The 21,955-nt window shown below is 59.0% G+C and carries 23 protein-coding genes, 2 tRNA genes and 1 pseudogene; 3 read left to right on the top strand and 23 right to left on the bottom strand.

Features of this window, described 5'->3' with window-relative positions; all coding sequences use genetic code 11:
• Positions 1-48: 48 nt before the first annotated feature.
• Both TK06_RS19330 and TK06_RS31040 read right to left on the bottom strand, forming a co-directional pair.
• Positions 49-1,656 (bottom strand): methyl-accepting chemotaxis protein, encoded by a 1,608-nt coding sequence (locus TK06_RS19330; RefSeq protein ID WP_063323387.1) that lies wholly within the window; start codon positions 1,654-1,656, stop codon positions 49-51.
• Between the two features lie 264 nt (positions 1,657-1,920).
• Positions 1,921-2,070 (bottom strand): annotated as a pseudogene (locus TK06_RS31040) (DUF3077 domain-containing protein); the annotation flags it as partial.
• Here TK06_RS31040 and TK06_RS33085 point away from each other — a divergent pair.
• Positions 2,014-2,220, top strand: coding sequence for a CopG family transcriptional regulator (locus tag TK06_RS33085; RefSeq protein ID WP_409077399.1), 207 nt, complete (start codon positions 2,014-2,016; stop codon positions 2,218-2,220). The pseudogene TK06_RS31040 and the gene TK06_RS33085 overlap by 57 nt on opposite strands.
• A 112-nt stretch (positions 2,221-2,332) precedes the next feature.
• On the opposite strand, the gene TK06_RS19320 is transcribed toward TK06_RS33085, so the two are convergent.
• Entirely contained in the window at positions 2,333-3,391 is a 1,059-nt protein-coding gene (locus TK06_RS19320) for a hypothetical protein (protein WP_063323385.1), read from the bottom strand.
• A complete protein-coding gene (locus TK06_RS19315; protein WP_063323384.1) occupies positions 3,388-3,738 on the bottom strand; it encodes a hypothetical protein in 351 nt (116 codons plus the stop codon). Before TK06_RS19315 ends, TK06_RS19320 begins: the two co-directional genes overlap by 4 nt.
• A 61-nt stretch (positions 3,739-3,799) precedes the next feature.
• Here TK06_RS19315 and TK06_RS19310 point away from each other — a divergent pair, with 61 nt between their 5' ends.
• Positions 3,800-4,228, top strand: coding sequence for a hypothetical protein (locus tag TK06_RS19310; protein WP_238992557.1), 429 nt, complete (start codon positions 3,800-3,802; stop codon positions 4,226-4,228).
• A gap of 38 nt (positions 4,229-4,266) precedes the next feature.
• Here TK06_RS19310 and TK06_RS19305 read toward each other — a convergent pair whose 3' ends face one another.
• The 8 genes from TK06_RS19305 to TK06_RS19270 form a co-directional block, all read right to left on the bottom strand.
• Positions 4,267-5,256 carry an Abi family protein gene (locus TK06_RS19305; RefSeq protein WP_063323383.1) on the bottom strand — a complete coding sequence of 330 codons (990 nt, stop codon included), beginning with the start codon at positions 5,254-5,256 and terminating at the stop codon, positions 4,267-4,269.
• A 268-nt stretch (positions 5,257-5,524) separates the two neighbouring features.
• A tRNA-Thr gene (locus TK06_RS19300) sits at positions 5,525-5,600 on the bottom strand.
• 75 nt (positions 5,601-5,675) lie between these two features.
• A complete protein-coding gene (locus TK06_RS19295) occupies positions 5,676-6,500 on the bottom strand; it encodes an FkbM family methyltransferase (protein WP_063323382.1) in 825 nt (274 codons plus the stop codon).
• Between the two features lie 310 nt (positions 6,501-6,810).
• Entirely contained in the window at positions 6,811-8,064 is a 1,254-nt protein-coding gene (locus tag TK06_RS19290; protein ID WP_063323381.1) for a methyltransferase, read from the bottom strand.
• Entirely contained in the window at positions 8,045-8,734 is a 690-nt protein-coding gene (locus tag TK06_RS19285; RefSeq protein WP_063323380.1) for an ABC transporter permease, read from the bottom strand. The genes TK06_RS19290 and TK06_RS19285 overlap by 20 nt, the downstream gene beginning before the upstream one ends.
• Positions 8,731-9,426 (bottom strand): ABC transporter permease, encoded by a 696-nt coding sequence (locus tag TK06_RS19280; protein ID WP_063323379.1) that lies wholly within the window; start codon positions 9,424-9,426, stop codon positions 8,731-8,733. The genes TK06_RS19285 and TK06_RS19280 overlap by 4 nt, the downstream gene beginning before the upstream one ends.
• Before the next feature lie 78 nt (positions 9,427-9,504).
• The gene (locus TK06_RS19275) at positions 9,505-10,260 is read right to left on the bottom strand and encodes an ABC transporter substrate-binding protein (protein ID WP_063323378.1); all 756 of its coding nucleotides are present in this window, start codon (positions 10,258-10,260) and stop codon (positions 9,505-9,507) included.
• A gap of 13 nt (positions 10,261-10,273) precedes the next feature.
• Positions 10,274-11,047 (bottom strand): ABC transporter ATP-binding protein, encoded by a 774-nt coding sequence (locus TK06_RS19270; RefSeq protein ID WP_014336086.1) that lies wholly within the window; start codon positions 11,045-11,047, stop codon positions 10,274-10,276.
• A 396-nt stretch (positions 11,048-11,443) separates the two neighbouring features.
• Here TK06_RS19270 and TK06_RS19265 point away from each other — a divergent pair, with 396 nt between their 5' ends.
• Positions 11,444-11,893, top strand: coding sequence for a carboxypeptidase-like regulatory domain-containing protein (locus TK06_RS19265; protein ID WP_063323377.1), 450 nt, complete (start codon positions 11,444-11,446; stop codon positions 11,891-11,893).
• Positions 11,894-11,901: 8 nt separating this feature from the next.
• Here the strand turns inward: TK06_RS19265 and TK06_RS19260 are convergent, their stop codons facing one another.
• The 11 genes from TK06_RS19260 to panM all read right to left on the bottom strand — a co-directional run bounded on the left by TK06_RS19260 (position 11,902) and on the right by panM (position 21,924).
• Positions 11,902-12,348 (bottom strand): hypothetical protein, encoded by a 447-nt coding sequence (locus tag TK06_RS19260; protein ID WP_063323376.1) that lies wholly within the window; start codon positions 12,346-12,348, stop codon positions 11,902-11,904.
• Positions 12,349-12,388: 40 nt separating this feature from the next.
• Positions 12,389-14,623 (bottom strand): ATP-binding protein, encoded by a 2,235-nt coding sequence (locus tag TK06_RS19255; protein ID WP_063323375.1) that lies wholly within the window; start codon positions 14,621-14,623, stop codon positions 12,389-12,391.
• Complete coding sequence (locus tag TK06_RS19250) at positions 14,620-15,225, bottom strand: biliverdin-producing heme oxygenase (RefSeq protein WP_063323374.1); 606 nt, start codon at positions 15,223-15,225, stop codon at positions 14,620-14,622. Before TK06_RS19250 ends, TK06_RS19255 begins: the two co-directional genes overlap by 4 nt.
• Positions 15,226-15,324: 99 nt before the next feature.
• Positions 15,325-16,374, bottom strand: a complete 1,050-nt coding sequence (locus TK06_RS19245; protein WP_063323373.1) for a PDDEXK nuclease domain-containing protein — start codon at positions 16,372-16,374, stop codon at positions 15,325-15,327.
• A 223-nt stretch (positions 16,375-16,597) separates the two neighbouring features.
• Positions 16,598-17,005 carry a hypothetical protein gene (locus TK06_RS19240; RefSeq protein ID WP_063323372.1) on the bottom strand — a complete coding sequence of 136 codons (408 nt, stop codon included), beginning with the start codon at positions 17,003-17,005 and terminating at the stop codon, positions 16,598-16,600.
• A 61-nt stretch (positions 17,006-17,066) separates the two neighbouring features.
• Entirely contained in the window at positions 17,067-17,396 is a 330-nt protein-coding gene (locus TK06_RS19235; protein ID WP_063323371.1) for a DHCW motif cupin fold protein, read from the bottom strand.
• A 116-nt stretch (positions 17,397-17,512) separates the two neighbouring features.
• A tRNA-Phe gene (locus TK06_RS19230) sits at positions 17,513-17,588 on the bottom strand.
• A 102-nt stretch (positions 17,589-17,690) separates the two neighbouring features.
• The gene (locus tag TK06_RS19225) at positions 17,691-17,963 is read right to left on the bottom strand and encodes an oxidative damage protection protein (protein WP_003196814.1); all 273 of its coding nucleotides are present in this window, start codon (positions 17,961-17,963) and stop codon (positions 17,691-17,693) included.
• On the bottom strand, positions 17,960-19,027 hold the full coding sequence (mutY, locus tag TK06_RS19220) for an A/G-specific adenine glycosylase (RefSeq protein ID WP_063323370.1): 1,068 nt from the start codon (positions 19,025-19,027) through the stop codon (positions 17,960-17,962). The genes TK06_RS19225 and mutY overlap by 4 nt, the downstream gene beginning before the upstream one ends.
• The gene (locus tag TK06_RS19215) at positions 19,024-21,255 is read right to left on the bottom strand and encodes an AsmA family protein (protein WP_063323369.1); all 2,232 of its coding nucleotides are present in this window, start codon (positions 21,253-21,255) and stop codon (positions 19,024-19,026) included. Before TK06_RS19215 ends, mutY begins: the two co-directional genes overlap by 4 nt.
• A 270-nt stretch (positions 21,256-21,525) precedes the next feature.
• Positions 21,526-21,924, bottom strand: a complete 399-nt coding sequence (gene panM, locus TK06_RS19210) for an aspartate 1-decarboxylase autocleavage activator PanM (RefSeq protein ID WP_063323368.1) — start codon at positions 21,922-21,924, stop codon at positions 21,526-21,528.
• Positions 21,925-21,955 lie beyond the last annotated feature (31 nt).

Here is a 21,955-nt window from a genome sequence, read left to right as displayed (position 1 = left end):
CTGCTAGGCAGCCCAGCGGGAGCAAGCTCCCTCGCCACGGGTATCCGATCAAACCTTGAACTGCTGCACCGAAGCCTGCATCGACCCCGCCGCATTGTTCAATTGATCCGCCGTTTGCGTCAGGTTGTGAATCGAGCGTGTGTTCTCACGGGACTGCTCGGCAATCGACTCCACCCGCTGTGCCATCTCATCACTGGCCTTGGATTGCTCGGCAATGGTCTGGGAAATTTCCTCCACCACTTCGGCCGCATGCCGGGCACCGGTGCGGATTTCGCTGATGGACACCCCGGCCTGCTGGGCCAGGTTGACGCCTTCGTCCACACGGCTGACACACGCCTGCATGTTCGCCACCGCGTCCCGGGCGCTGGACTGGATGCGCTCGATCATCGCGGTGATTTCCTGGGTGGACTGGGTGGTGCGCGCCGCCAGGTTGCGCACCTCATCGGCCACCACCGCAAAACCACGCCCCGCCTCACCGGCGCGGGCGGCTTCGATGGCGGCGTTGAGCGCCAGCAAGTTGGTCTGTTCGGCGATGCTCTTGATCACTTGGATGATGGAATGAATGTCCTCGGACGATGCGTCCAGCGCCGTGATCTTGCTGGAGGACTGGTTGACCACCTCGGCGATCCGGTTCATGCCTTCCACCACCCCGAGAATCACCTGGCCACCGCTGCTCGCCAAATGCTCGGACTGCGCGGAAATCGTTCGGGCGCTGTCGGCGTGCTGATGGATCTGGCTGATATTCGCCATCATCTGCTCCATGCTCGCCGCCATGCTGGTTGCGCTCTGGGCCTGCTGATCGGCGCTGGACACAATCTGTCGCGCCGTATCGCCCAGATGCCGGGACGTGCCGTGCAACTCATCGCTCTGGCCGCGGATCGTGGCGATCATCTGTCGCAGATTGGTCTGCATCTGCTCGATCACACCTTGCAACTGACCCAACTCATCCTTGCTCTGAGCCCCCATCGAGCGCTGCAAATCCCCTTGGGACATCGCCTGGGCATTGAGGATGATCTTGTTCAGTGGCGTCAGCACAGCCTTGAGCAGGCTCCACGACAACAGCGCCAGCGCCACGCAAGTGGCCAGTAGTGTCGCGATCAGCCAGCGCTCCGAGGTGTGAATGCTGTGGTCCTGATGCTCACGCGAGGATTGCGCCTGGTTCTCGATCAGCTCACTCACTGCCTCGTTGCGCTCCTCCAACGCCGAAAACGCCCCGTCGAACTCCGCCCGCAACGCCTGGCCATCCTGGGCACCGTTCAGTGCCTTGCCGATTATTTGCTTGGCTTTGTCGATATAGGTTTCGACCTGTGGTTTAAGCTCGCCAATTGCCTTGGCGACATCCCCCGGTAACTTGGCCTCGGCGTTTTCGGCGATAACCTTGCGCATCCGCTGCGTATGCTCATCGAATGCCTCCGTCACCTCCTTGGCCGCCTGAGTGTCCCCCGGTGCCACCAGCAATGCGGCCAACACATCGGCACGAATGGCGTCGTGCATCATGTCCGCCTCCATGTGCTTGCGCATGGCCGAAATACTGGTCTCGTTCTGCACCAGGGCCTCGGTCATGGAGTGATAACCCCACAGCCCGATACCGCCGAGCAATAGCGCAAAAGAAAGACTGACCAACCCCGAGCCTATGACTTTGGTGCGGATCTTCATCGCTTACTGCTCCTGGAGCGGGGGAATTCTGGGAAGTGTAGTCGAGCGCCAGCAGAGCCTTGGGGGAGCCCAGGCTCTTATCTGAGGCTATCGGCGGGGGAAATGATTAGATGAATACAGCGCCAACTGTTTGGGCCTGGGACAGAGTGAACCTGTGGCGAGGGGATTTATCCCCGATGGGCGTGAAGCAGCCCTTCTTTAATCTGCTCCGGCAGATAAAATCCAAGGCTGCCCCGCTCGTGAGCAGCATTGGGTTTGCAGCTCTTAAGCCGGATTACTCCCCGGCGCCTCCAGCACCTTCACCACGTCATCGATGACGGCCTTGCTCATATCCTGCAAATAACACGAAGACCAGGCATACCGATCCGTACCGCGGATCATCGCCGCGTCCTCGGCCAGGACCTTGGCTTTGTGATGGGCGCTCTGCGCGGCTACGTCGAGTACGAGAAGGTCTTGAACACACAGATCGAACGGGCTGTAGATGTCGCCGATCAAGGTAAGTTCGCCTCCAATGATCAGGTGGCAGCGATGCGTGCCCGGCGCTGGAGCAGGGACGCGGGCTAAACAGTTAAGAGCCCTCAAAAACTCCTCTGAAGAAGCCAACGTAGGGACAGTCCAGTCCATCCTCCAGTAATCGTGGTCTGTCCCCGAATTCCCTTGGTATTCGTAGGGGGAGTTACTTGCAAGCTTCGATGAGTGCTTTGGCTTTTGCTTGCTCGGCGGCGTCTGGGGAAGCTGCAAGCTTGGCTACTGCGCTGGATATTGCGGTGACGCAGCCGCGTGAGGCATTGAAGTCACGCGACACATTCTGCGCCGCCATGCCCGTGGCGAAGACTTTGCCCACGCCGATTGACTCCCGAAATATTGACTTCGTATCGATTACGGAGAACACGGATAGCGCGTCTTTACGGTCAATGGATTTGATTAATGCTTCGGAAATTGTTGCCATGACTTCTTGCTGCGCCTGCATTTGTTTCTTTAACTGAGGTTTGTCTGCATCAGTTGCCTTTTCGTATAACTCCGTCGTTTGATTAAGAGTCTCTGATGCTTTGACAAGCTGGGTAGCAAGGGTTGATGCAATTGGAGTTTGTTGCTCGATGGTGGTGTTCTCGGTGCTGGCTATTTTTTCGGACATGGCGGCAACAATTTCTTTTTGTTTTTCTAAATCAGCAGCAGCTTTTGCCTGGTTTGTTATGTTGTTGAAATTAGTAGCATTGTTTACCAGTAGGCTTACTTGTTCTTTGAATGCTCTGGAAAGGGTTGGTGTCGCTGAAGATTGTTGTTCAGGTTTAATGCTTTCTGTACTGAAAAATTGCTCGGAGAAATCAGTAACCTTTTTCCCCTGTTGCTTTAGTTCGGCAACAGCTGCGGGCTCATTCGCTTTGCCGGTCTTCGCGAGGGTTTCGGATTTTTCAACAAGTAAATCTACTTCCTCTTTGAAATTTTCGGCAAGAGGGGTGGGGGCTGGGATTTGTTGTCTGGCTGTTTCGGAGTCGCCTGATAATATTTGATGCAGCACCTTACCTTCTTTATCAATGATCTCAACAACTGGTACGTACGCCGCGTCGATGGACTTCCAACCAAAGTTGACGCTGAGTTCGGTACTACCCGTAGTGGGTGTTGAAACATCAAGACCCACCGAGGATTTTGAGACAAAAAGCAAGGGCGATTCGTTTGTGCAGGCTGTCACCAGCGCTGCCGATACGATCAGTGAGGTTAACCTTAGTGCCTTCATAGTGCTTCCTTGTCGTTGGTGCAGGCATGCTTGAGGGCATCCCCCAGGATCTGTTTCGCTCGTTCGAGCTCTTGGTGATTTCTAACTATGAGGATGAGTTCACACCCGGCAGCATTGGGGATAACAACTACTTCTTGGTCGACATAGCCGATGTTGGTGGTGCCTTGAAAGTTTGTTGCGCCCACGCCGAGCGTAGAAGTGACTATCGCGCGTGCGGGCTGATCGGTTTTGAGTAACACGGGACCGACGTTGATAAAGCGTTCGGTTGTTGTGGCACCAGTGATCGAGACAAACGAACAACCAGATAAGCCCAAGCTCAAGCCCAACAGAGTGAGAAGTAAGCGCATATCAAGTCCTTTTTGAGCGGGCTTTTGATCTATAGCTGCTCGTTTGCATGCTGTCAAATTAGTGGCTCGCATCTATCAGGGCGGATGCCCTGCGGTGGCGCTTGGTATGCGGGTGTTGGTTAGTCGTTCGTGCTCGGGACGGTGTCGTGAAGACCAGCGAAGAGATTTTTTTAAAAAACAATGGTTGGAAAACAACCTCGCCCATCTAAATGACCCGGTGATCAATCTGTTGTATTCGCGTCTGGCGTCCATGCTTCAGGACGATGCTCTGGACCCGGACGAGTCTCTTGAGCTGCTTAATATTCTGCGTAGCTTTTCTGGCCTGGGCATTGAGAGATCAAAGGTTGGCGGAGCTTTTGCCGTTGCGCCAACGGACCTTCCCTTCAATTCACCAGCCCCTGATTTGCTATGGGATGGCCGAATGTTTGTATTCACAGGCGTCATGGCTTTTGGATTCGAGGGGACAGACCACGATTTTTGGCTGGAATGATGAAGCAGGGAATTAACCGCAGTCTGTTTCGAGTTTCTCTACGCTAGGCGCCATTGCTGTTGATCTTTCCAATCATTTGGAAATCCCATGAGCCTCAAATAATCCAGTTCCTGCTGATCCATGATTTCGGCCAGGCGAAGCTTCCACTGGCTGTCAGGGCTGATCAGGTCGGTTAGGTAGGCCAGCATCGTCAATACGACGTATAGACGCTGTTTGGGCTGAGGCTGGTCGGCGGGGGCAGTGGGAATGGCCCATTCTTTAGGTAAGGATGGTCGAATCGAGAGCTCTCGGTTCCATAGCCGTGAGTGGTGGGCACAGCAGTTGCGAATGAAGGTCAGCGTGTGTAGCCAGGAGGCCAGTACTTCGAAGGGCAGGCTGAATCTGGTGGCGATAGCTTTCTTGTCGGCGCTTCTGCCTATGGCATTGAAGAGGGCAGATACCGTCCCAAGGCTGAGTTCTTCCAGGACCGCCCAAGCGGGCGGCAACTCCGGGTGGGCATAGGTTGCACCGTAATATCGGAAATAATTGTCACGCATGCGGTTTTCGATCCGCTGTTGCTGGAGCCCATCGGCTTGTCGGCCCTTTCTGATGCGGTCGATATCACGTTTGAGTTTACTGCGCTCCTTATTCATTTGCTCCCGCAATGGACGCAACAAATCGGTGTGTGAGTATGACGAGGAGAAGACGGACGCGTCAGCTATCCAGTCAGGCCCGTACTTGGGGCACATATGATTGCTGATAGTCGCCCGTATGGCGACTTCGACACGTTCGATGGCATCCATGGTGATGCGCCGCAACGTACCATCGAAGCGGTAAATATCGACGATTGCCTTCAGTGTGCTGCCGGGCTTGAAGGGATGTTCAGGGTCTGGCTCCTGAAAGGGGCGCATGTAGGGACTCAGGCGAAACAGCGTGACCACTTCGAGAAAACGCATGGCTCGATCATCGTTGGCGATGTGCAAACCTCGTTGCTTTAGCAGTTCCAATTGCTGTTCTACGCTGAGAGCCGGCTTGTCGAAGGGCCTCATGTAGTTTTCTCCAGGCAAAAAAAACCCGCACGATTTGAGCTTGCTGACTGGGTCAACCTAGGCTTGGCGGGTGTGTTGGGGCGTATTATAGGTCGGTGTAAGAGACCGTCAACATTGTCCTGACGTGAAATTGTAACGGGTAGGAGCGCAGGAAAGGTTTGGTCTGTGGATGCTGATTAAGGCGATATCGGTCTTATCTAGCTCCTAGGAAGGTTCAACCTCCAGAAACAACAAAGCCCCCGCATTTCTACGAGGGCTTCGTTTTGTATGGTGCCGGCACCAGGAGTCGAACCCGGGACCTACTGATTACAAGTCAGTTGCTCTACCAACTGAGCTATACCGGCGTGTGGGCGACGATTATAGCGATTGGGTGCGTTCTGTAAACCCCTGAATTCTGACTATTTTTGCACTGCCCATACTCAAGCGCGGTGCAGCAGGTTGCGCAGTTTGTTCAGGGCGCGCCAGGTGCGGCTGTTTTGCATGGCGTGGAGTTGGGCTTCGGCCTGTTCGGCGCGTTGCAGGGCGGCGCTGAGTTGTTGGTCGGTGTCGTCGATGGGGTGGCTGAATTTGTGGCCTTTGCAGAGTTGGAAGCCGTCGAGGTTGCACGGGGGGATGTCGAAGGCGGGTTTGAGGGCCAGGTGTTCTTCGGCGAGGTAGTAGGTGTTGATGCCGTCGAACAGGATGGGCTGGTAGCTGGCGTCGGTCACCAGGGTTTCCCAGGTCTGGTCGCGGGCCCATGGGGTTTCGATGAGGATGATCCAGGGGCGCCAGCGGCCGAAGTCCATGCCGCGCAGCACGGTTTCTTCGTGGCCTTCGACGTCGATTTTCAGGAAGTGGATGGGGCGATCCTGGGCGTATTGCTCGCAGATGGAGGCCAGGGTGCGGGACTGGACGGTCTGGGTGCCCACGTCCATGCCGGCGTCGCGGTGTTGTTGGGCGACGCTGGCTTCTACCGTGGACAGGCCGGTGTTGGCGATGGTGTAGAAGGTCAGGCTTTCGGCGTTGTCGCCGGCCACGCATTGCAGGTTGATGTCGTGGGGGCGTTGTTGGCAGAGGGCGTCGTAGTAGGCCGGTACGGGTTCGATGTTGATGCCGCGCCAGCCGCGGTCGTAAAACGCTCGGGTGACTGAATCATCTGTCGGATGGTTGGCGCCGACGTCGAGGTAAAAGCCGTTTTCCACCGACTTGAGGGCGCGCCACAGCCGTATGTCTTCGAAGTTTTGTGCGTAGGAAATGAACGTCACGGCCAGTCCTTGAGTGTGTCGGCGTTGTGTCAATCACGATACGTTTGGCTGTTGTATAGCACGGGCGCGGTGGACGCAATTGTTGGCGCGGAGCAGCACTGAATTCGGCGGTTATGTCGTTTTGCTTAGACGCTTATGCACAACGGGCAGGATGAGACGCAGGGCATCTTGCGATTTTGTGACCGCCTTCGCGTTTCGTCGCAAATGCCTGTTTTCATGGTTTTTTATCCATATGAACAAAAAATGACCAATGCTGATTCGCTCAGGAAATCACGAATTTCTTGGATCCGAGTTTATTTCATCAACAGAGTTATCCACAGGCTGTTTCGTCTCGGCAACGCTCTGCCAGCAACAGCAGGTTGCGCGGCGTCAGCGGGGTTTCGCAGAAGGTGCCGAGGCGAACGTCGTAGCCTTTTTGAGTGAGGAAAAGCGCCCGGTCCAGTACCAGCCAAAGCTCCAGCGGCCGTCGGAAAAGACCTCGCAGTAACTCCAGGTTGCGCACCTCGGCCAGGCGCTGATGGCCTGCTGCTTCCAAGGCGAGCCAATCAGGCGTGCCGACTGTGGATAAGTCTTTCAGGGTTGCCAGATCGGTGCAGTATTGGGCGAAGGATTTTTCCAGCCAGGCGCTGGGCAGTGAGGGGGTGGACAGGTAGTCGTCGCACCCTCTGATGTGCCGTTGCAGCAGGTCGAAGCCCAGGCGCCGGGCCATGGATTGGTCCCGTTGTCTTCTGACGCGCGCGCCAGCGGTGACGGTTTCGGTCAGCGGCAGGCTGAGATCGTCTAGCGACAGCTGTAGGGCTGAACCCTTGGCCGCGTCGGACAGTGCTTGATAACGCTCGCTGCTGATGCGGTTGTAACAGCAGGGCGCGATCGCCAGTTGTGCACAGCCAGCGGCGCTGGCCAGGTGTATCAAGCGCACATGCAAGTCGCCGCAGGCGTGCAGGGCCACAGGCGTGTGTCCGGAATGGAGCGCCTGGATTGCGTCAGCCGCCAGTACGTCTTGTTGCAGGTGCGTGGCGTGCAGGTGATGGCGCAGGCTCAGTTGTTGGCCGCTGGCGACCAGTGCGGGGTCATACTCCAGGCAAGTCAGTTGTTGCTCACCCTGCAGCAGGCGTCGACCGAGGTGGCCTTTGCCGGCGCACCAATCGAGCCAATGGGTCGGTTGGGTGGTGAAGTGCAGGCGGCTGGCGAAGGCTTCGATCTGCTGCCATTTGCGCCCGGGCACGTCGACGTTGAGGCGATGGCTTGGCGCTTCGAGCGTGCTGGCCGGCAATTCTGCGACTGCGCTCAATGCTCGGGAGATAGCGGCCAATTCCGGGAATGGCGCAGGCGCATCTTCCATCAACCACGGCTGATGATGGTCGTTTTCCGCAGCTTCCAGCGAGCGCTGGCGTAGCCATCGGGACAATTCCGGGTGGGACGTTTCCCAAGGCAGTTGCAGATGGGTGAACGGACGCGGTTTCCACAGTGCCTGGTGCGCCGTGAGAAAAGTATCCAGCGCCGTGAAGCGGGCGAGCAGAGCCTCGCCCGTCAGCACGCCGCAGTCAGCGCCCTTGGCAGGCATCGACGCGCAACCAGCGCTCCAGCTGTTTGAAGCCTTGCACCAGTAGGTAGGACATCAGCAGGTAGAACATGCCGGCTGCAAAGAAAATCTCCACCGGCAAGTAGGTCCGGGCAATGATGGTGCGGGCCATGCCGGTGAGTTCCAGCAAGGTCACGGTACTCGCCAGGGCACTGGCCTTGAGCATCAGGATCACTTCGTTGCTGTAGGCCGGCAGGCCGATGCGCGCGGCACGGGGAAGCATGATGTAGAACAACGCCTTGGGCCGCGACATGCCCAGGGCCCGTGCGGCTTCGATCTCGCCACGGGGGATGGCCTGGATCGCACCGCGCAGGATCTCGGCGATGTAGGCAGCGGTATGCAGGGTCATGGTGGCCGTGGCGCACCAGAACGGGTCCCGCAGGTACGGCCACATTGCACTGCTGCGCACGGCTTCGAATTGCGCCAGGCCGTAGTAGACCAAAAACAGCTGGACCAACAGCGGCGTGCCACGGAAAAAGAAGATGTAGGCATAGGGCAATGCCCGCACTTGCCACAGGCGCGAAGAGCGCGCGATGCCCAGTGGAATCGCCAGCAGCAGCCCGGCGAGCACGGCGATGGCCACCAGCTCCAGGGTCAGTGTCGCGCCTTGGGCCAGCTTGGGCAGCCACTTGATGATGACGTCCCAGTTCATTGGGTACTCCTGGTAAATCCACGGGCAGCGCGTCGTTCCAGCAGGTGCATGCCGATCATGGCAAGCACCGTCAGGCCCAGGTACATGAATGCCGCGACCATATAGAAGGTGAACGGTTGCTTGGACACGGTCACGCCGATTTCCGCATGGCGCATGATTTCTTCCAGGCCGATCACCGAGACCAGCGCGGTGTCCTTCATCAGGATCATGAACAGGTTGCCCAGGCCGGGCAGGGCAATGCGCCACATCTGCGGCATGATCAACCGGGTGAAGATCCGCCACTTCGACAGGCCCAGGGCGACGCCGGCTTCACGGTGGCCTTTGGGGATCGCCAGGATCGCGCCGCGAAACACTTCCGTGGCGTAGGCGCCAAAGCACAGGCCCAAGGCAATGACGCCAGCGGCGAAGGCATCGAGGGTGAGGTCGGGGTTGCCGAAATACTCACCCAGGGCACGCAGCAGGTTGACGGTGCCGAAATAGATCAGCAGCACCCAGAGCAATTCCGGGATGCCGCGAACCAACGTCGAATAGGTGCCGCCCAGCCATTGCAGCGGCTTGTACGGCGAGGTCTTGGCCAAGGCGCCGAGCAGGCCGAGCACCAGCCCCAGGCAGAGGGCCGTGAGCGCCAATTTGACGGTCATCAGCGCGCCGGCGGCAAGCGCCGGGCCGAATCCGTAGAGATCGATCATCATGGGTAAGAATTCATATCGCGGCAGGCTTTGCTAAGGGCCGGCGCTGCCAGACGGCTGCGCCGGCCAGGCACGTCAGTATCAATAGATACTGAACGGGAAGTACTTGTCGTTGATCTTTTTATAGGTACCGTCGGCAAGGATTTCCTTGAGTGCGGCGTTCAGCTTGTTACGCAGTTCGTCGTTACCCTTGCGCACCGCAATGGCGATCTTGTCACCTTCCACCACCGGGTCCCCCTTGAATTCGTAAGCACGGCCAGCTTCGGTTTTCAGCCAGTCGTAGTTCACGTATTTGTCGGCCAGGATCGCGTCGACGCGGCCGGAGGTCAGGTCCAGGTAGGCGTTTTCCTGGGTGTCGTAGAGCTTGGCGGTGATATCGCTGCCCAGTTCGTCTTCCAGCCAGGTGCCGGCGAGGGTAGAGCGCTGTGCCCCGATGACCTTGCCCTTGAGAGACTCTTTATCGACTTTGAAGTCGACGTTTTTCGGTGCGATGAATTGCAGTTTGTTGGAGTAGTACGGATCGGTGAAGTCCACGGCTTGCTTGCGCTCGTCGTTGACCGACAGCGAAGAAATCAGGAAGTCGAACTTCTTGGCCATCAGGGCGGGAATGATGCCGTCCCAGTTGGAAGTGACCACTTCACACTCGACTTTCATCTTGGCGCACAGGGCATCGCCGATGTCTTTATCGAACCCCACGACCTGGCCGCTGGCGTCCTTGTTGTTGAACGGCGGGTAGGCCGCTTCGATGCCCATCTTCAGTTTCTCGACCGCCATGGCGCTGGTCGAGAAGACCAGGCTGACGGCTGCGGCCAGAAGAAATTTCCTATAGGTCTGCATGTGTACTGCTCCGTTAGCGGTTGCTGGACATGAATTGTTTGCAGCGCGCCGAAAGCGGGTTCTCGAAGACCTGCTGTGGCGATCCTTGCTCCTCGACCAAGCCTTGATGAAGGAACACGACTTCGCTGGAAACCTGACGGGCGAAGCCCATTTCATGGGTGACCAGCAGCATGGTGCGTCCTTCTTCGGCCAGGGCGCGGATCACACTAAGTACTTCCTGGACCATTTCCGGGTCAAGGGCGGAGGTGGGTTCGTCGAACAGAATCACCTTGGGCTGCATCGCCAGTGTGCGGGCGATGGCCGCGCGTTGTTGCTGGCCACCAGACAGTTCGGCCGGGTAGGCGTGACGCTTGTCGGCGATACCGACCTTTGCCAGCAGGGCTTCGGCCACTTCGACGGCTTCGGCCTTGCTTTGGCCAAGCACCCGGCGCGGCGCTTCGATGATGTTATCGAGCACGCTCATATGCGGCCAAAGGTTGAAGTTCTGGAAGACAAAACCGATCTCGCTGCGCAGGCGGTTGATCTGTTTGCCGTCGGCGGCCACCAGCTCACCGTTTTTAGCGGCCTTGAGCTTGAGCTCTTCGCCGGCCACCAGGATCTGGCCCTGGTTGGGGTTTTCCAGCAGGTTGATGCAGCGCAGGAATGTGGATTTGCCGGACCCGGAGGATCCGAGGATCGAGATCACATCGCCGTCGCGGGCGGTCAGCGAGACGCCTTTGAGCACCTCCAACTGTCCGTAGCGTTTGTGCAGGTTGCGGATTTCAAGCGCGGGCGTGGCCTGGGCCATGTGCGGTCCTCATGGTATGTGCTCCCTTGCTGTTGGCTGCCTTCCTTGGCGAGGCGGCCAAGCTAGCATGCGTCCGAATGGCAGCCAACAGCGCTTCGGCTGGTAAACCGGGGATGTGTGGCAGGTTGTCGCATCGGCACAGCAGTCTGTCGCGCCATCAACAACCGAACGGCCGTTTGAACCCTGTCTACCGGTGAAAAGCCCGGGGAGTCGCGTGAAAAAAGGCGCGATGGTGCCAGCTTTGGGCGGGGGTTGGAAGGGTTAACCGGATGAGCGTGTCGCTGTGCTTTGAGTGGTTACTCGGTTTCGGTTCATAGCCAATAGATCTAAACCTTGTCGCGTAATCAAAATCAAAGGAGAACTCATGAGCTGTTTCCAGTACTTGGAGTCCTCGCCATGAAGCATAACCATTACTTTTTGCTGCCCTTGCTTCTGCTCGGCGCGCTGTTGTTCCCCATCATGCTCAACGCCACGAGCCTGGCCCCGGTAGACAGTGCCGGCGTGCAGGTCCAGCCGCAGCAACAGAACGGGATCACCTACTTGTCCGGTGGCATTGGCGAGGATGAAGCCCGGGCCATCGGACAGGCCCACGGATACAACCTGCACATGACGTTCGCGGTCGGCCCTGAAAACAAGTACATCCCGGATGTGCATGTCGTCGTCCAGAACGCGGCGGGGCAAGCGCTGCTGACGCTGGACGAGGCGGGACCGCTGGTTTACGTGCAGTTGCCGCCGGGCAAGTACACCGTGGTGGCGACACGCAACGGTGAGGCGCGGCGCGACACCGCCGACGTCGGCAGCGGCGCCGCGCGCAACCTGGTGTTCCATTGGAACGGTGACGAATAACCGGCCGGTTATTCGCTGGCCGGTTCTTCCATCGACTGGCGATAACGGTCCAGCGCCTCGCTGAAGTCCTGGATGAGCTCCGGGGTGCTGAGCCAGCGCTGTGCCGTCTCGCGGTCCATGTCATCGACCCACATGCGGTAGTCCACCAGCATGTCGGCCGCCAGGTTGGTGGCGGCCATGCTTTCGTTTTCGGCGTTTTTCAGGTCGAGCAGGCCTGGGCGTTCGATGATCATCACGCTCAGGGACGCGAGCAACGTATCGAGCATTTCACTGCGGCTGATGGCCTCGGCTTCGCGCAGCTTGGCGAACAGTTCCAGCACGTAGACCGGTGGCTGGGCGGTGGCGTGGGCCGGGTCGCCATACATTGGGATCGATTTGCGCCCGCTCATGCGGATCTGCTTGGCTTTGTCTTTGGCGCGCTTGGCGCGTTTTTGCTGCTTGTTCAGTGAGGCCATTGGGCTTCGGTTTCCAATTCGTTAGGGGGCAGTGCCCGGCTCAGTCGATTTTCGGCACGCTAAAGCGGAATTCGCTGCCCTGGCCTGGCTGGCTTTCGGCGTGCAGTTTACCGCCATGGGCCTGGACAATCCCCTTGGAAATGTACAACCCAAGCCCGGTGCCGTTCGGATTGCCTTCCTTGGTCGTCCAATAGCGCTCGAAAACATGAGGCAACTGCTCTGGCGCGATCCCTTCACCAGTGTCGCGGACGCTGAAGACGATCTCATCGCCGACGGACATCGCACTGATGCCCACGGAGCCCTGCTGCGGCGTGAACTTGATGGCGTTGCCGATCAGGTTCGACAGCACCTGGAACAGCCGCTCGGGGTCGGCATTGATCCTCAGGTTGGGTTCGGCGTGGAAGGAAATGTCGATGGCCTTGGCAGCGGCCAGCGGCGTCAACAGCGAGCAGGCGTCTTCGAAGATCTGGCTGACGTCCATCGGCTGGGGATTGATGGTGTAGCGCCCGGCGTCGATGCGCGAGGTATCGAGCAGGTCCTCCAGCAGGGCATTCATGCGGCTGGTAGCCTGTTGCATGGTGTCGATGGCTGAGGCGATACGCTTGGAGCTGTGGGAGCCGTCGGAACTGAAGGCCTTTTGCATCATGCCGCACAGCATGGAAATGACCGTCATCGGGCTGCGCAAGTCATGGGACACCACGGCCACCAGCTCATCGCGGGCTCGCACGGCCTGGCGCTCCTTGCGCACCTGACGGGCCAGGTCGTTTTCCAGGGCCGAGCGTCGCAGGTCGTTGGCGGCGAACAGGTCGCCATGGGTCCATTTGGCGCTGATGCCGGCCATTTCGACTTTCCAGATCTCGAAAGACGTCCGGGGCCGCAAGCGCAGGCCGGTCTCGCTGTTTTCCAGGTCCAGGGGTTTTTGCGGGTCGCCGCTCCATTGCAGGGTTTGCTTCACCTCGGGGCGGAACCACAGCACACCGTTTTCCACCGGCTTGGGCAGGTGGATCGCCAGCACTCCGCTCGCCACGTCCTGATAAGCCTGGGCAGGCGCGAAGACGCTGCTCAGGTTGTGGTGGGAGAACACCGGTTTGCCGGTTTCCAGGATCCATTTATGCAGCTCGCGGATCTGCTCCGGTTCCGGGCACTGGCCATGACGGTGCAGTTTGTTGTCTTCGAAAATCGCGACGCCACTGGCGCCGGTCAGCTCCATGAGCCGTTGCGGCTCTTGGGACAGGCCATCGAAGACATTGTCGCTGGACTCGGCCATGACGTTGGCGAGGACCTTGAGGTCCTCCAGCTTGGCGTCCCGTTGCCGAGTCAGTTCCAGGGCCTGCATGGCGCTGATCTGCAAGGACAGCACCTGGCCGATGGTCTGGCAGGCCATGCGCATTTCGTGGGGCACCAGCAGCGGCTGGCGATTGCCGCAACTGATCAGCCCCCACAAGCGTTCGCCCTCCATCAACGAGATGCTCATGGACGACAGCACGCCCATGTTTTTCATGTACTGGCGATGGATCGGCGAGACGCTGCGCAGCGTGGCAAAACTCAGGTCCAGGGGCGCCTGGGTGTCGGGACGCAATTGCGGAACCAGCGGCACTGGCGTGTAGTCGGCGTTGGGGATGATCCGCAGCCAGTTGATGCGATACAGTTCGCGAGCCTGTTCGGGAATATCCGACGCCGGGAAAAACAGCCCCTTGTAGAGTTCCATCGACGGCGCGCTGGCCTCGGCAATCACTTGGCCGTGGCCTTCTTCCTCGAAGCGATAGATCAGCACCCGGTCGTAACCGGTCATGGCCTGGATTTCCCGCACGCTGATTTCGTACAGGGCCTGGAGGGTTTTCGCACTTTGCAGGCGTTGCAACATGCGGCCCATGTTGGCCTCGCCGCTGACCCCTTCGGGGCGATAGTCGCTCAGGTGCTGTTCCAATTCGACGATCAGGGTGCCCTGATGGCGATGCACCAGGGCGTCGAAGCGTTGCTGGTTCACGACAATGGCCACGGGCACGTTGTCGCTTTCCGGGGCGGCGCGACAGGCGATGAGGATCGCCTCGGCCTGTTCCAGCCCCAACAGGGCGTCCAGCGTCTGGCCCAACAGCCTGTGGGGATCCTGCGCCATCAATTGCAACACGTTGGCGCTGACCTGACGGATCACGAAATCGGGCTCGGACAGCATCAGCAGCACGCCATGAGGCTGGATGGTCCCGGGAAAGCGAATCGGTTCGTCTGCGCAATTGGCCAGCAATTCTTCGAAGGCTTCCTGGTTTTCCGTGTTCATAACAGTACCTTTTGGCTGTCCAGCCAGTGTTCAAAATGAGAGAACGTCGCCTTGGCGGCGCGTGTGACTTCGAACACCTGGGCCTCGCCAAGGTTCCTGTCGTCCAGGTATTGGAGGAAATCCTTCCAGCGTCGGCCGGTAAGTTCGCCATACACGTTGAGGAAGGCTGCTCCGCTAGAGGCGTCAAGCTCCAGCTTCTCGGCCACCCTGCGCCGCAGGATCTGCCCCCCGAGCGTTGCACCTTCCAGCACATAGGATATGCCGAGTGCGGCGGCACGGGAGTCGATCAGCGGCAACGCCTGGCAGGTAGGCAGCGCTTCGATAGTGGCTTCTTCCAGACCCAGTGCCGTGAGATCCGCCCGCAGCACCGGAAGTTTGATCCTCAGGGATTGGTCCAGCCCGATCGGCGTCAGTGCAAGTACATGAAGACGTTGTTCCAACGGTTGATAGAAACCGTAGTAGGCCGCCATCAGGCGTCGGTACAGATCCAGGTCCAACTGTGGCGAGAAAAACGGCAGGCGTTTTTCCAGGGCGACGTGCAGTTCAGCGGTTTCGGTCCGCAATGCCTGGATCAGTGAAGGGTAGGGTGCGGCCGATGACATGCAGGATAGAGTTCTTTGACTGGAGCGTTGCTGAAAAAAACGCATAAATCTTACATGGGTTTTGGGGAATGCAGTCATCGGGTATCGGCCCTCATTTCCTCAAGTCGCTGCGCCTGTTTGCTGCTCCCCAAGTCGTGCCCGTTCGCGATTCAGCTCATTACACAGCTCTTCTTCCGAGGGGAGCACCAGTTTGTATTGACTGGCGAACAATTGCTCATTGCCCTGCAATACGGAGTAACGCACCACCGATTCGTCTTTTTGGGCGCACAGAATGATGCCGACGGTGGGTTTGTCATCGGGGCCGCGCTTGAGGTCGTCGTAGAGGCGCACATACATGTCCATTTGCCCGATGTCCTGATAGCTCAGCTCGCCACGTTTCAGGTCGACGATTACAAAACACTTGAGCAGATAGTTGTAGAAGACCAGGTCGAGGTAGAAGTCTTTGCTTTCGGTACTGATGCGTTGCTGGCGGGCGATGAAGGCGAAGCCCTTGCCCAACTCAAGCAGGAATCCCTGTAATTGGTCAATCAGGGCCTGTTCCAGTTCTGTTTCCAGGAGCGTGCCGGCATTGGGCAGCCCGAGGAACTCCAGGACCACCGGATCCCTGACGATATCCCTGGGGCCGAGGTTCAGTTCCTTGAGATTGACGAGGGCCTCCTGCTCCACCGCCGGCCTGTCGCGGCTGGCCAGCAGGCGTTCGTAATAGAAGGTGCCGATCTGGCGTTCCAGGGCGCGGGTGGACCAGTTTTGGATGGCCACTTCGTTCATGTACCAATGTCGGGCGTTGTCGTTTTCTACGCGCAAAAGCGTGCGGTAATGGGTCCAGCTCAATTCGGTACGCACTGCGTTCCAAATCGGGAACTTCTGATAAAAGTCTCGCGTGTGTCGCAGGTTGCGTTCATCAAACCCCTTGCCAAACCGCGCCGTCAGCACTTTCGCCAGCGACGGTAGCAGACGTTTCCCATAAGCCGCTCGCTCGGCGCCTCCTTGCTCGAACTCAATGATATGTCGCCCGATTTGCCAGCACGTTTGCACCTGCAGGGTGTCGACGGCGCGCAAGACCTTCTGGCGTGCCTGCTGGATCAATTGGCCGAGTTCACTGATCAGTGGCGCGAGCTGCGGGTCGTCTTGAGGTGAAATTGAAGTCATCGATGTGTCCAGCCATTGAGAGGGGGTGGACCCAAAGCATGCTCCAGAGGAAGTTTTGATGATGCAGGACCGGGCTGATTGGCCTGGAGGATTAAAAGGTGATTCATGCAGGACGGATTTGACGCCGCCCTATGTCGATTGACCCTGGCTTGTAGGAGCTTTCTCTGAGGGTTGTCGTCCATCGCAGACGCTTTCATCACAAAAGCGCTTGGCGGGATGACGGTCAGATCGAGCCTTGGGCCAGCGCCTGGGACGCGGCCACATAATCGGCCTGGAATGGCTTGCTTTCCACCCAGTCCAGCGCGGTCTGTTCATCCACGCCCGTGGTCAGACGGCGGTATTCGATCAATGCGGTAATGATGAAGTCGGTCGCTTCTTCCTCGCCTTCCTGTTCCAAAACCAGCGCCAGCAGTGGATGGGCCAGGAACGCTTCGCACATCGCTTTCTGGCTGACCTTTTCGGCGGCACTCATGAGTTGGAACAACTCCGTCAGGTCCACGGTTTCCAGATCGATGCGCTCGTCGTTCGGGTCGAGGAAATCGTTCGGCGCAGCAGCACGCCGGGTGCGGTTCTGCTTGGCTTTCGCCTTGGCGCGCTGGCTGCGCTTGTGCTGTTTGTTCGCCGATGACATGGCCGGATTCCTGATGGATAAGGCCATCTATCCTACAGCTTCAACGCCGACGCTTCGAATCTCAATCCACTATGAAGAGCGTAGCCCCCGATGAAGTGGAGGATCGATGAGGCTCGGCCTGGTCTGCTACTTGGTAGCTCATGCCGGGCCTGAGCAAGAATTGCCGGCCATCTTCAAGTTCAGTATTGAGTTCGCCCTTGAGGCAAAACAGGATGTGGCCTTTGGTGCACCAATGGTCGGCCAGGTACCCCGGCGTATATTCCACCATTCGCACGCGAATGCTCCCGAACTGTTGGGTGCGCCAATAAGCGGTTCCGGTGACGCCTTTGTGCTCGGTAGGTTCGATGGTTGACCAATCGGTGGTGCCAAAGGGGATGCCGGTGATGTCCATGTCGACTCGCTTGCTGGAGGGGAGTGGACGAATGTAGCCGAGTCGATCAGGCGGAGAAAGAAAATCCCAGCCAATAAAAAACCCCGATCAATTGCTTGATCGGGGTTTTCGGTATTTGGTGCCCAGAGACGGAATCGAACCGCCGACACGGGGATTTTCAATCCCCTGCTCTACCGACTGAGCTATCTGGGCAACGGGGCGCATTAAACGGGTTTTTCAGGGGGGCGTCAAGCACGTTTTCAAAAAATATTTAATTATTACCGTCGCTTACGATCCGCCCCCACGCGGGACAGCTTATTCGGACGGCGGTACGTAGCCTTCGGCCTTGGCGTAATCTTCGCCGGAAAAGTACTTGTCCATCTCGCCCTGAAGGTATTTGCGATCTTCAGCGTTCATCATGTTCAGGCGTTTTTCATTGATCAGCAGGGTCTGGTGTTTCTGCCAGTCGGCCCAGGCCTTGGCCGAAACATGGTCGTAGATATCCTGGCCCTTGGCACCCGGGAACGGTGCACGTTCCAGGCCTTCCAGTTCTTCTTTGTACTTGCGGCACATGATGGTGCGGGTCATTGCAACTCTCCTGCGTTCATTACGGCGGCCGCGCGTTCGAGCAAGGTTTTGACCGGGGCGGCAAGGCCCAGGCGCGGCGGGGTGGCGAGGTTATACCAGAGCCAGTCGGCCTCGGCCACGTGATGGCCGGTTTCCCGGACCCGGACCAGCCAGGGTTCGATCGCCAACTGGAAGTGGCTAAAGGTGTGCACCAGGCTTGGCATTTCCTGTTGGCTGCCCAACTCCAGCGAGTGTTGCAGGGCCAGATGCTGCAGGTCGTCGAGGTCGTCGAGTTCCGGCAGGCTCCACAGACCGCCCCACAGCCCCGTGGAAGGGCGACGGTAAAGCAGGATTGCGCCTTCGTTGTTCGCCAGCATCGGCATCAAGGTGCGCTTCTTGGGTACTTCCTTGCGAGGCTTGGGAATCGGGTAGCGGGTTTCCAGGCCCAGCATGTGGGCCTCGCAGCCTTGCTTCAGCGGGCAGAGCAGGCAACTGGGCTTGCTGCGGGTACAGAGTGTCGCGCCCAGGTCCATCATCGCTTGGGTGTAGGCGTTGACCCGGTCTTGCGGCGTGAAGCGCTCGGCGGTGGCCCACAGCTGTTTCGCCACCTTGGGTTCGCCCGGGTAGCCTTCCTGGGCGGTGAAGCGCGCCAGCACCCGCTTGACGTTGCCATCAAGGATCGGCGCTCGCAGGCCCATGCTGATGCTGGCGATGGCGCCGGCGGTGGACAGGCCGATCCCCGGCAACTCGGTGAGTTTTTCCACGTCATGGGGAAATTCGCCGCCGTACTGCTCGACGACGATTTTCGCTGTTTTCTGCAAGTTGCGTGCACGGGTGTAATAGCCCAGCCCGGTCCACAGGTGCAGCACTTCGTCCTCCGGCGCGGCGGCCAGGGCTTGAACGGTAGGCAGCGAGGCCATGAACCGGTCGAAGTAGTTGAGCACCGTACTGACCTGGGTCTGCTGCAGCATGATTTCCGAGACCCATACCCGATAGGGCGAGATGGCCTGCTGCCAGGGCAAATCGTGGCGCCCGTGGCGGTCGAACCAGTCCAGTACGGCGGTGGAAAACTGCTCGGCTCTCATCGCTTGAACAGCCCCTTGAGCGCATCTTTGAGTTCGGGGCTGACCTTGTCGCCCAGCTTCTCATCGATCTTGTCGCCGAGACGGTCGCCGGCCAGTTTCGCCGCGACCTTGCCCAGCCCGTCGTTGTCCAGGCGACAGGCCTTGGCGCCCAGTTCCAGCGGGCCGCGGCAGCGCAATGGCCATTCGACGTCGACGTAGCGTTCGTTGACCTGGCAGGCCGGGTCGGGCATATCGCTCTTGTCGCCTTCGACGATGACGCCGACGCGATAATCCATGCCCAGTACACGCAGGTCGATGTCGCCGTTGCCGTTGACGGTCATGCCGGGGATGCGGACTTTCAGGTCCGGGTTGTTGGCAACGCCATTGTTGAAGGTGAGATTGCCGTTGAGTTGCTGGAACGGCGTGTCCTTGCCCCGGGGGTCGCCGCTGAGGCTCTTGCGATTGAGGGTGGCGATGCCTTTGCACAATTGCTGTTCGAGGTTGGCATTGAGCAGCACGCCGTCGTTGATGACGAACCCGGCGGTGCCGTTGAGGCTGTCGATCAGGGCTTTCTGGCTATTGCCGCTGGCGGTGATCGCGCTGTTGACGGTGACGAGGCCTTTGACCGGCGGATTCTTGCCTTGGCTTTCGATGATCTTCTCGGCAGGGACCCGATTGATGCGCGTTTGCAGGCTCAGTTGCGGCGTAGGCTGGCGCACGTCCAGGGTGCCCTTGGTTTCGAAGTTGCCGCTGTACAGGTCGCCTCGCAGGTTCTCCAGGGTCAGCAGGCCGCCTCGGCCGGTGGCCTTGAGCGCAGCGTTCTGGATTGGCAGTTTATCGAGGGTCAGTTGCCCGAAGGCCAGGTCAGCATCGAGGTCCAGCTTGCTCAGGCGTTCCACTGGAAACAGTCGATCGTTACTCCAGGCGCCCTGGGTCGGGGCGCTTGGCAGCGGTGTACTGCCGGCACCGGCCATGGCGCTGGCTTCGGTGTTGCTGACTTCAGCCTCACGGGCCGCCTTGGAACTGTCGGCTTCGGCGGACTTTGGCTCCAGGTAGCGGTCGACGTTGAACGTGTCGGCCTTGAGCTGCGCGCGCAGGGACTGCTTGGCGAAGTCCTCCACGGCGATGCGACCGCTGAAGTTGCTGTCGTCCACTTTCAGGTTGATGTCGTTGAGCTCGACACTGGTTGGCGTACCGGCAATGCGGCTGGACAGCTCGACCTTGCTCAGGCTGCCTTCGGCCATGGCTGGGAGTTTCTGGCCGATGCTTTCGACGAACTTCGCCAAGTCGAACTGGGCGATGGACACGCCGCCATTCAATTGCGGGGTCTTGTCGAGGTCGTTGACCTTCAGTTCACCCAGGGCGCGCAGTTGATTGAGCGACAGCTTGATGCCGGTCCACTCGGCGACGTTTGCGGCTTTGTCCAGGAACAGTTGGCCTTGGATGGCGAAGTTCAGGGTCTTGCCCTGCAAGGGATCGCCGGTGGCTTCGCCGGACAGTTTCAGGTCTTCGAACTTGTAGCGCTTCAAGGCACGTTCGAAGCGCAGTTCCCCCGTCACTTCGGTGCGTACGCGTACGGCCGGCTGGTTGCTGGACAGAAATGCGGTCAGGGTGACTGGAATGTTGGTGGAATCGTGAACCGGGCCGGTGCTCAGTTGGATGCTCTCGGCCGTGAACAGCTTGCCGGTCTGCTCGTCGGTGTATTCGACCCGGGCGTTGTTCACGGTCAGGCTATCGATATCCAGTCGGGTCGGCTGGGCAGGTTTTTCTGCCGGGGTACTGACGGGCGGGGTCGGTTGTTGGGATGGCACGGGGGCCGGCGCGTTCGCCGTCGACGCAGAGGCCGGCACCTTGCCGATGTCTTCCCAGTTGCCGTGCCCGTTCTTGTCACGATTGAGCCGCAGGTTCAGGCCTTCGACCCGCACATCGCTCATTTGTACTTCCCGGCGCAGCAGCGGTATTACCCGGACCGAAAGGCCGAGCATCTGCAGGTCAGCGAAAGGCTGGGTCGGACTGGCCAAGGTCGCGACGCTGGCATCGTGCAACTCAAGGCCCAGCCACGGAAACAGGCTCCAGCCAATGTCGCCATTGAGGGTCAGCTCGATGTGGGCCTTGTCGCGGGCTATCTGGCGGATCTCTTCTTTGTAGTCGTTGGGATCGAACAGGTGGGTCAGGGCAAAGCCCAGGGCCACAATGATCAGCAACAGCCCGAGAAGTACCAGACCCAGGATTTTGCCGAACGCTTTCATGGGCGAATCCTTGTAGGTTGAGTTCAAAATTTAGCCGGGAGTATAACGCCCCGAATTAGTGGCGCGTTGGGTGATCGTGTCTCACTCCCTCGCAGTCAGGCCGGCAGGTGTGATCCTGTGGCGAGGGAGCTTGCTCCCGCTGGGCTGCGAAGCAGCCCCAAACCGGGCGAATCGGTGTGCCTGAACACACCGAGGCGTTGGGTTTTGGGGGGACTGCGCCCCCCAGCGGGAGCAAACTCCCTCGCCACAGGGATTTGTGTTCGGCTTTAACTAGCATTCGTCCAGCGGCAATTTCAATTTGGCCGCCAGCGCCTGGGCTTGCAGATGCCCGGCCGGGGCCAACAAGTGCAGCTCGGCACCGCTTGGTGCGGCCATTCGCCGAGCTTCGCTCACCAGCCGTTCAGCCACGCCACGGCGACGGGTAACGTTTCGTACGCACAGGTGGGACAAGCACCAGGCGTTCTGGTGCCGTTGCAGGCGTGCTGCACCGAGCAGTCGGTCATTGAAGCGTGCCGCGATCAGCGAGCCTTCCTCGAGGCATTGCGCAATCAGTTGCGTGGCATCGCTAAACGGTTCGAACAGCCAGGCCGGGGCATCCCGGTAGATTTTCTGCAGGTCCTGTTGGTCCTGACAGCTGGCGTCGGTGATGAGCTCGACAACGATGGGCATGGAAATTCCTGAAAAAATAAATCGTTAGCCC

The sequence above is a fragment of the Pseudomonas fluorescens genome, from assembly GCF_001623525.1.
Lineage (GTDB): Bacteria > Pseudomonadota > Gammaproteobacteria > Pseudomonadales > Pseudomonadaceae > Aquipseudomonas > Aquipseudomonas fluorescens_Q.
Note: the sequence above shows the minus strand (reverse complement) of the source record. Positions and strands in the feature narration are given on the sequence as shown.

Coding starts and splice junctions, on each gene's coding strand:
- TK06_RS19330 (WP_063323387.1), bottom strand. CDS start 1,656: ATGAAGATCCGCACCAAAGTCATAGGCTCGGGGTTGGTCAGTCTTTCT.
- TK06_RS19320 (WP_063323385.1), bottom strand. CDS start 3,391: ATGAAGGCACTAAGGTTAACCTCACTGATCGTATCGGCAGCGCTGGTG.
- TK06_RS19315 (WP_063323384.1), bottom strand. CDS start 3,738: ATGCGCTTACTTCTCACTCTGTTGGGCTTGAGCTTGGGCTTATCTGGT.
- TK06_RS19305 (WP_063323383.1), bottom strand. CDS start 5,256: ATGAGGCCCTTCGACAAGCCGGCTCTCAGCGTAGAACAGCAATTGGAA.
- TK06_RS19290 (WP_063323381.1), bottom strand. CDS start 8,064: ATGCCTGCCAAGGGCGCTGACTGCGGCGTGCTGACGGGCGAGGCTCTG.
- TK06_RS19285 (WP_063323380.1), bottom strand. CDS start 8,734: ATGAACTGGGACGTCATCATCAAGTGGCTGCCCAAGCTGGCCCAAGGC.
- TK06_RS19280 (WP_063323379.1), bottom strand. CDS start 9,426: ATGATGATCGATCTCTACGGATTCGGCCCGGCGCTTGCCGCCGGCGCG.
- TK06_RS19275 (WP_063323378.1), bottom strand. CDS start 10,260: ATGCAGACCTATAGGAAATTTCTTCTGGCCGCAGCCGTCAGCCTGGTC.
- TK06_RS19270 (WP_014336086.1), bottom strand. CDS start 11,047: ATGGCCCAGGCCACGCCCGCGCTTGAAATCCGCAACCTGCACAAACGC.
- TK06_RS19265 (WP_063323377.1), top strand. CDS start 11,444: ATGAAGCATAACCATTACTTTTTGCTGCCCTTGCTTCTGCTCGGCGCG.
- TK06_RS19260 (WP_063323376.1), bottom strand. CDS start 12,348: ATGGCCTCACTGAACAAGCAGCAAAAACGCGCCAAGCGCGCCAAAGAC.
- TK06_RS19255 (WP_063323375.1), bottom strand. CDS start 14,623: ATGAACACGGAAAACCAGGAAGCCTTCGAAGAATTGCTGGCCAATTGC.
- TK06_RS19250 (WP_063323374.1), bottom strand. CDS start 15,225: ATGTCATCGGCCGCACCCTACCCTTCACTGATCCAGGCATTGCGGACC.
- TK06_RS19245 (WP_063323373.1), bottom strand. CDS start 16,374: ATGACTTCAATTTCACCTCAAGACGACCCGCAGCTCGCGCCACTGATC.
- TK06_RS19240 (WP_063323372.1), bottom strand. CDS start 17,005: ATGTCATCGGCGAACAAACAGCACAAGCGCAGCCAGCGCGCCAAGGCG.
- TK06_RS19235 (WP_063323371.1), bottom strand. CDS start 17,396: ATGGACATCACCGGCATCCCCTTTGGCACCACCGATTGGTCAACCATC.
- TK06_RS19225 (WP_003196814.1), bottom strand. CDS start 17,963: ATGACCCGCACCATCATGTGCCGCAAGTACAAAGAAGAACTGGAAGGC.
- mutY (WP_063323370.1), bottom strand. CDS start 19,027: ATGAGAGCCGAGCAGTTTTCCACCGCCGTACTGGACTGGTTCGACCGC.
- TK06_RS19215 (WP_063323369.1), bottom strand. CDS start 21,255: ATGAAAGCGTTCGGCAAAATCCTGGGTCTGGTACTTCTCGGGCTGTTG.
- panM (WP_063323368.1), bottom strand. CDS start 21,924: ATGCCCATCGTTGTCGAGCTCATCACCGACGCCAGCTGTCAGGACCAA.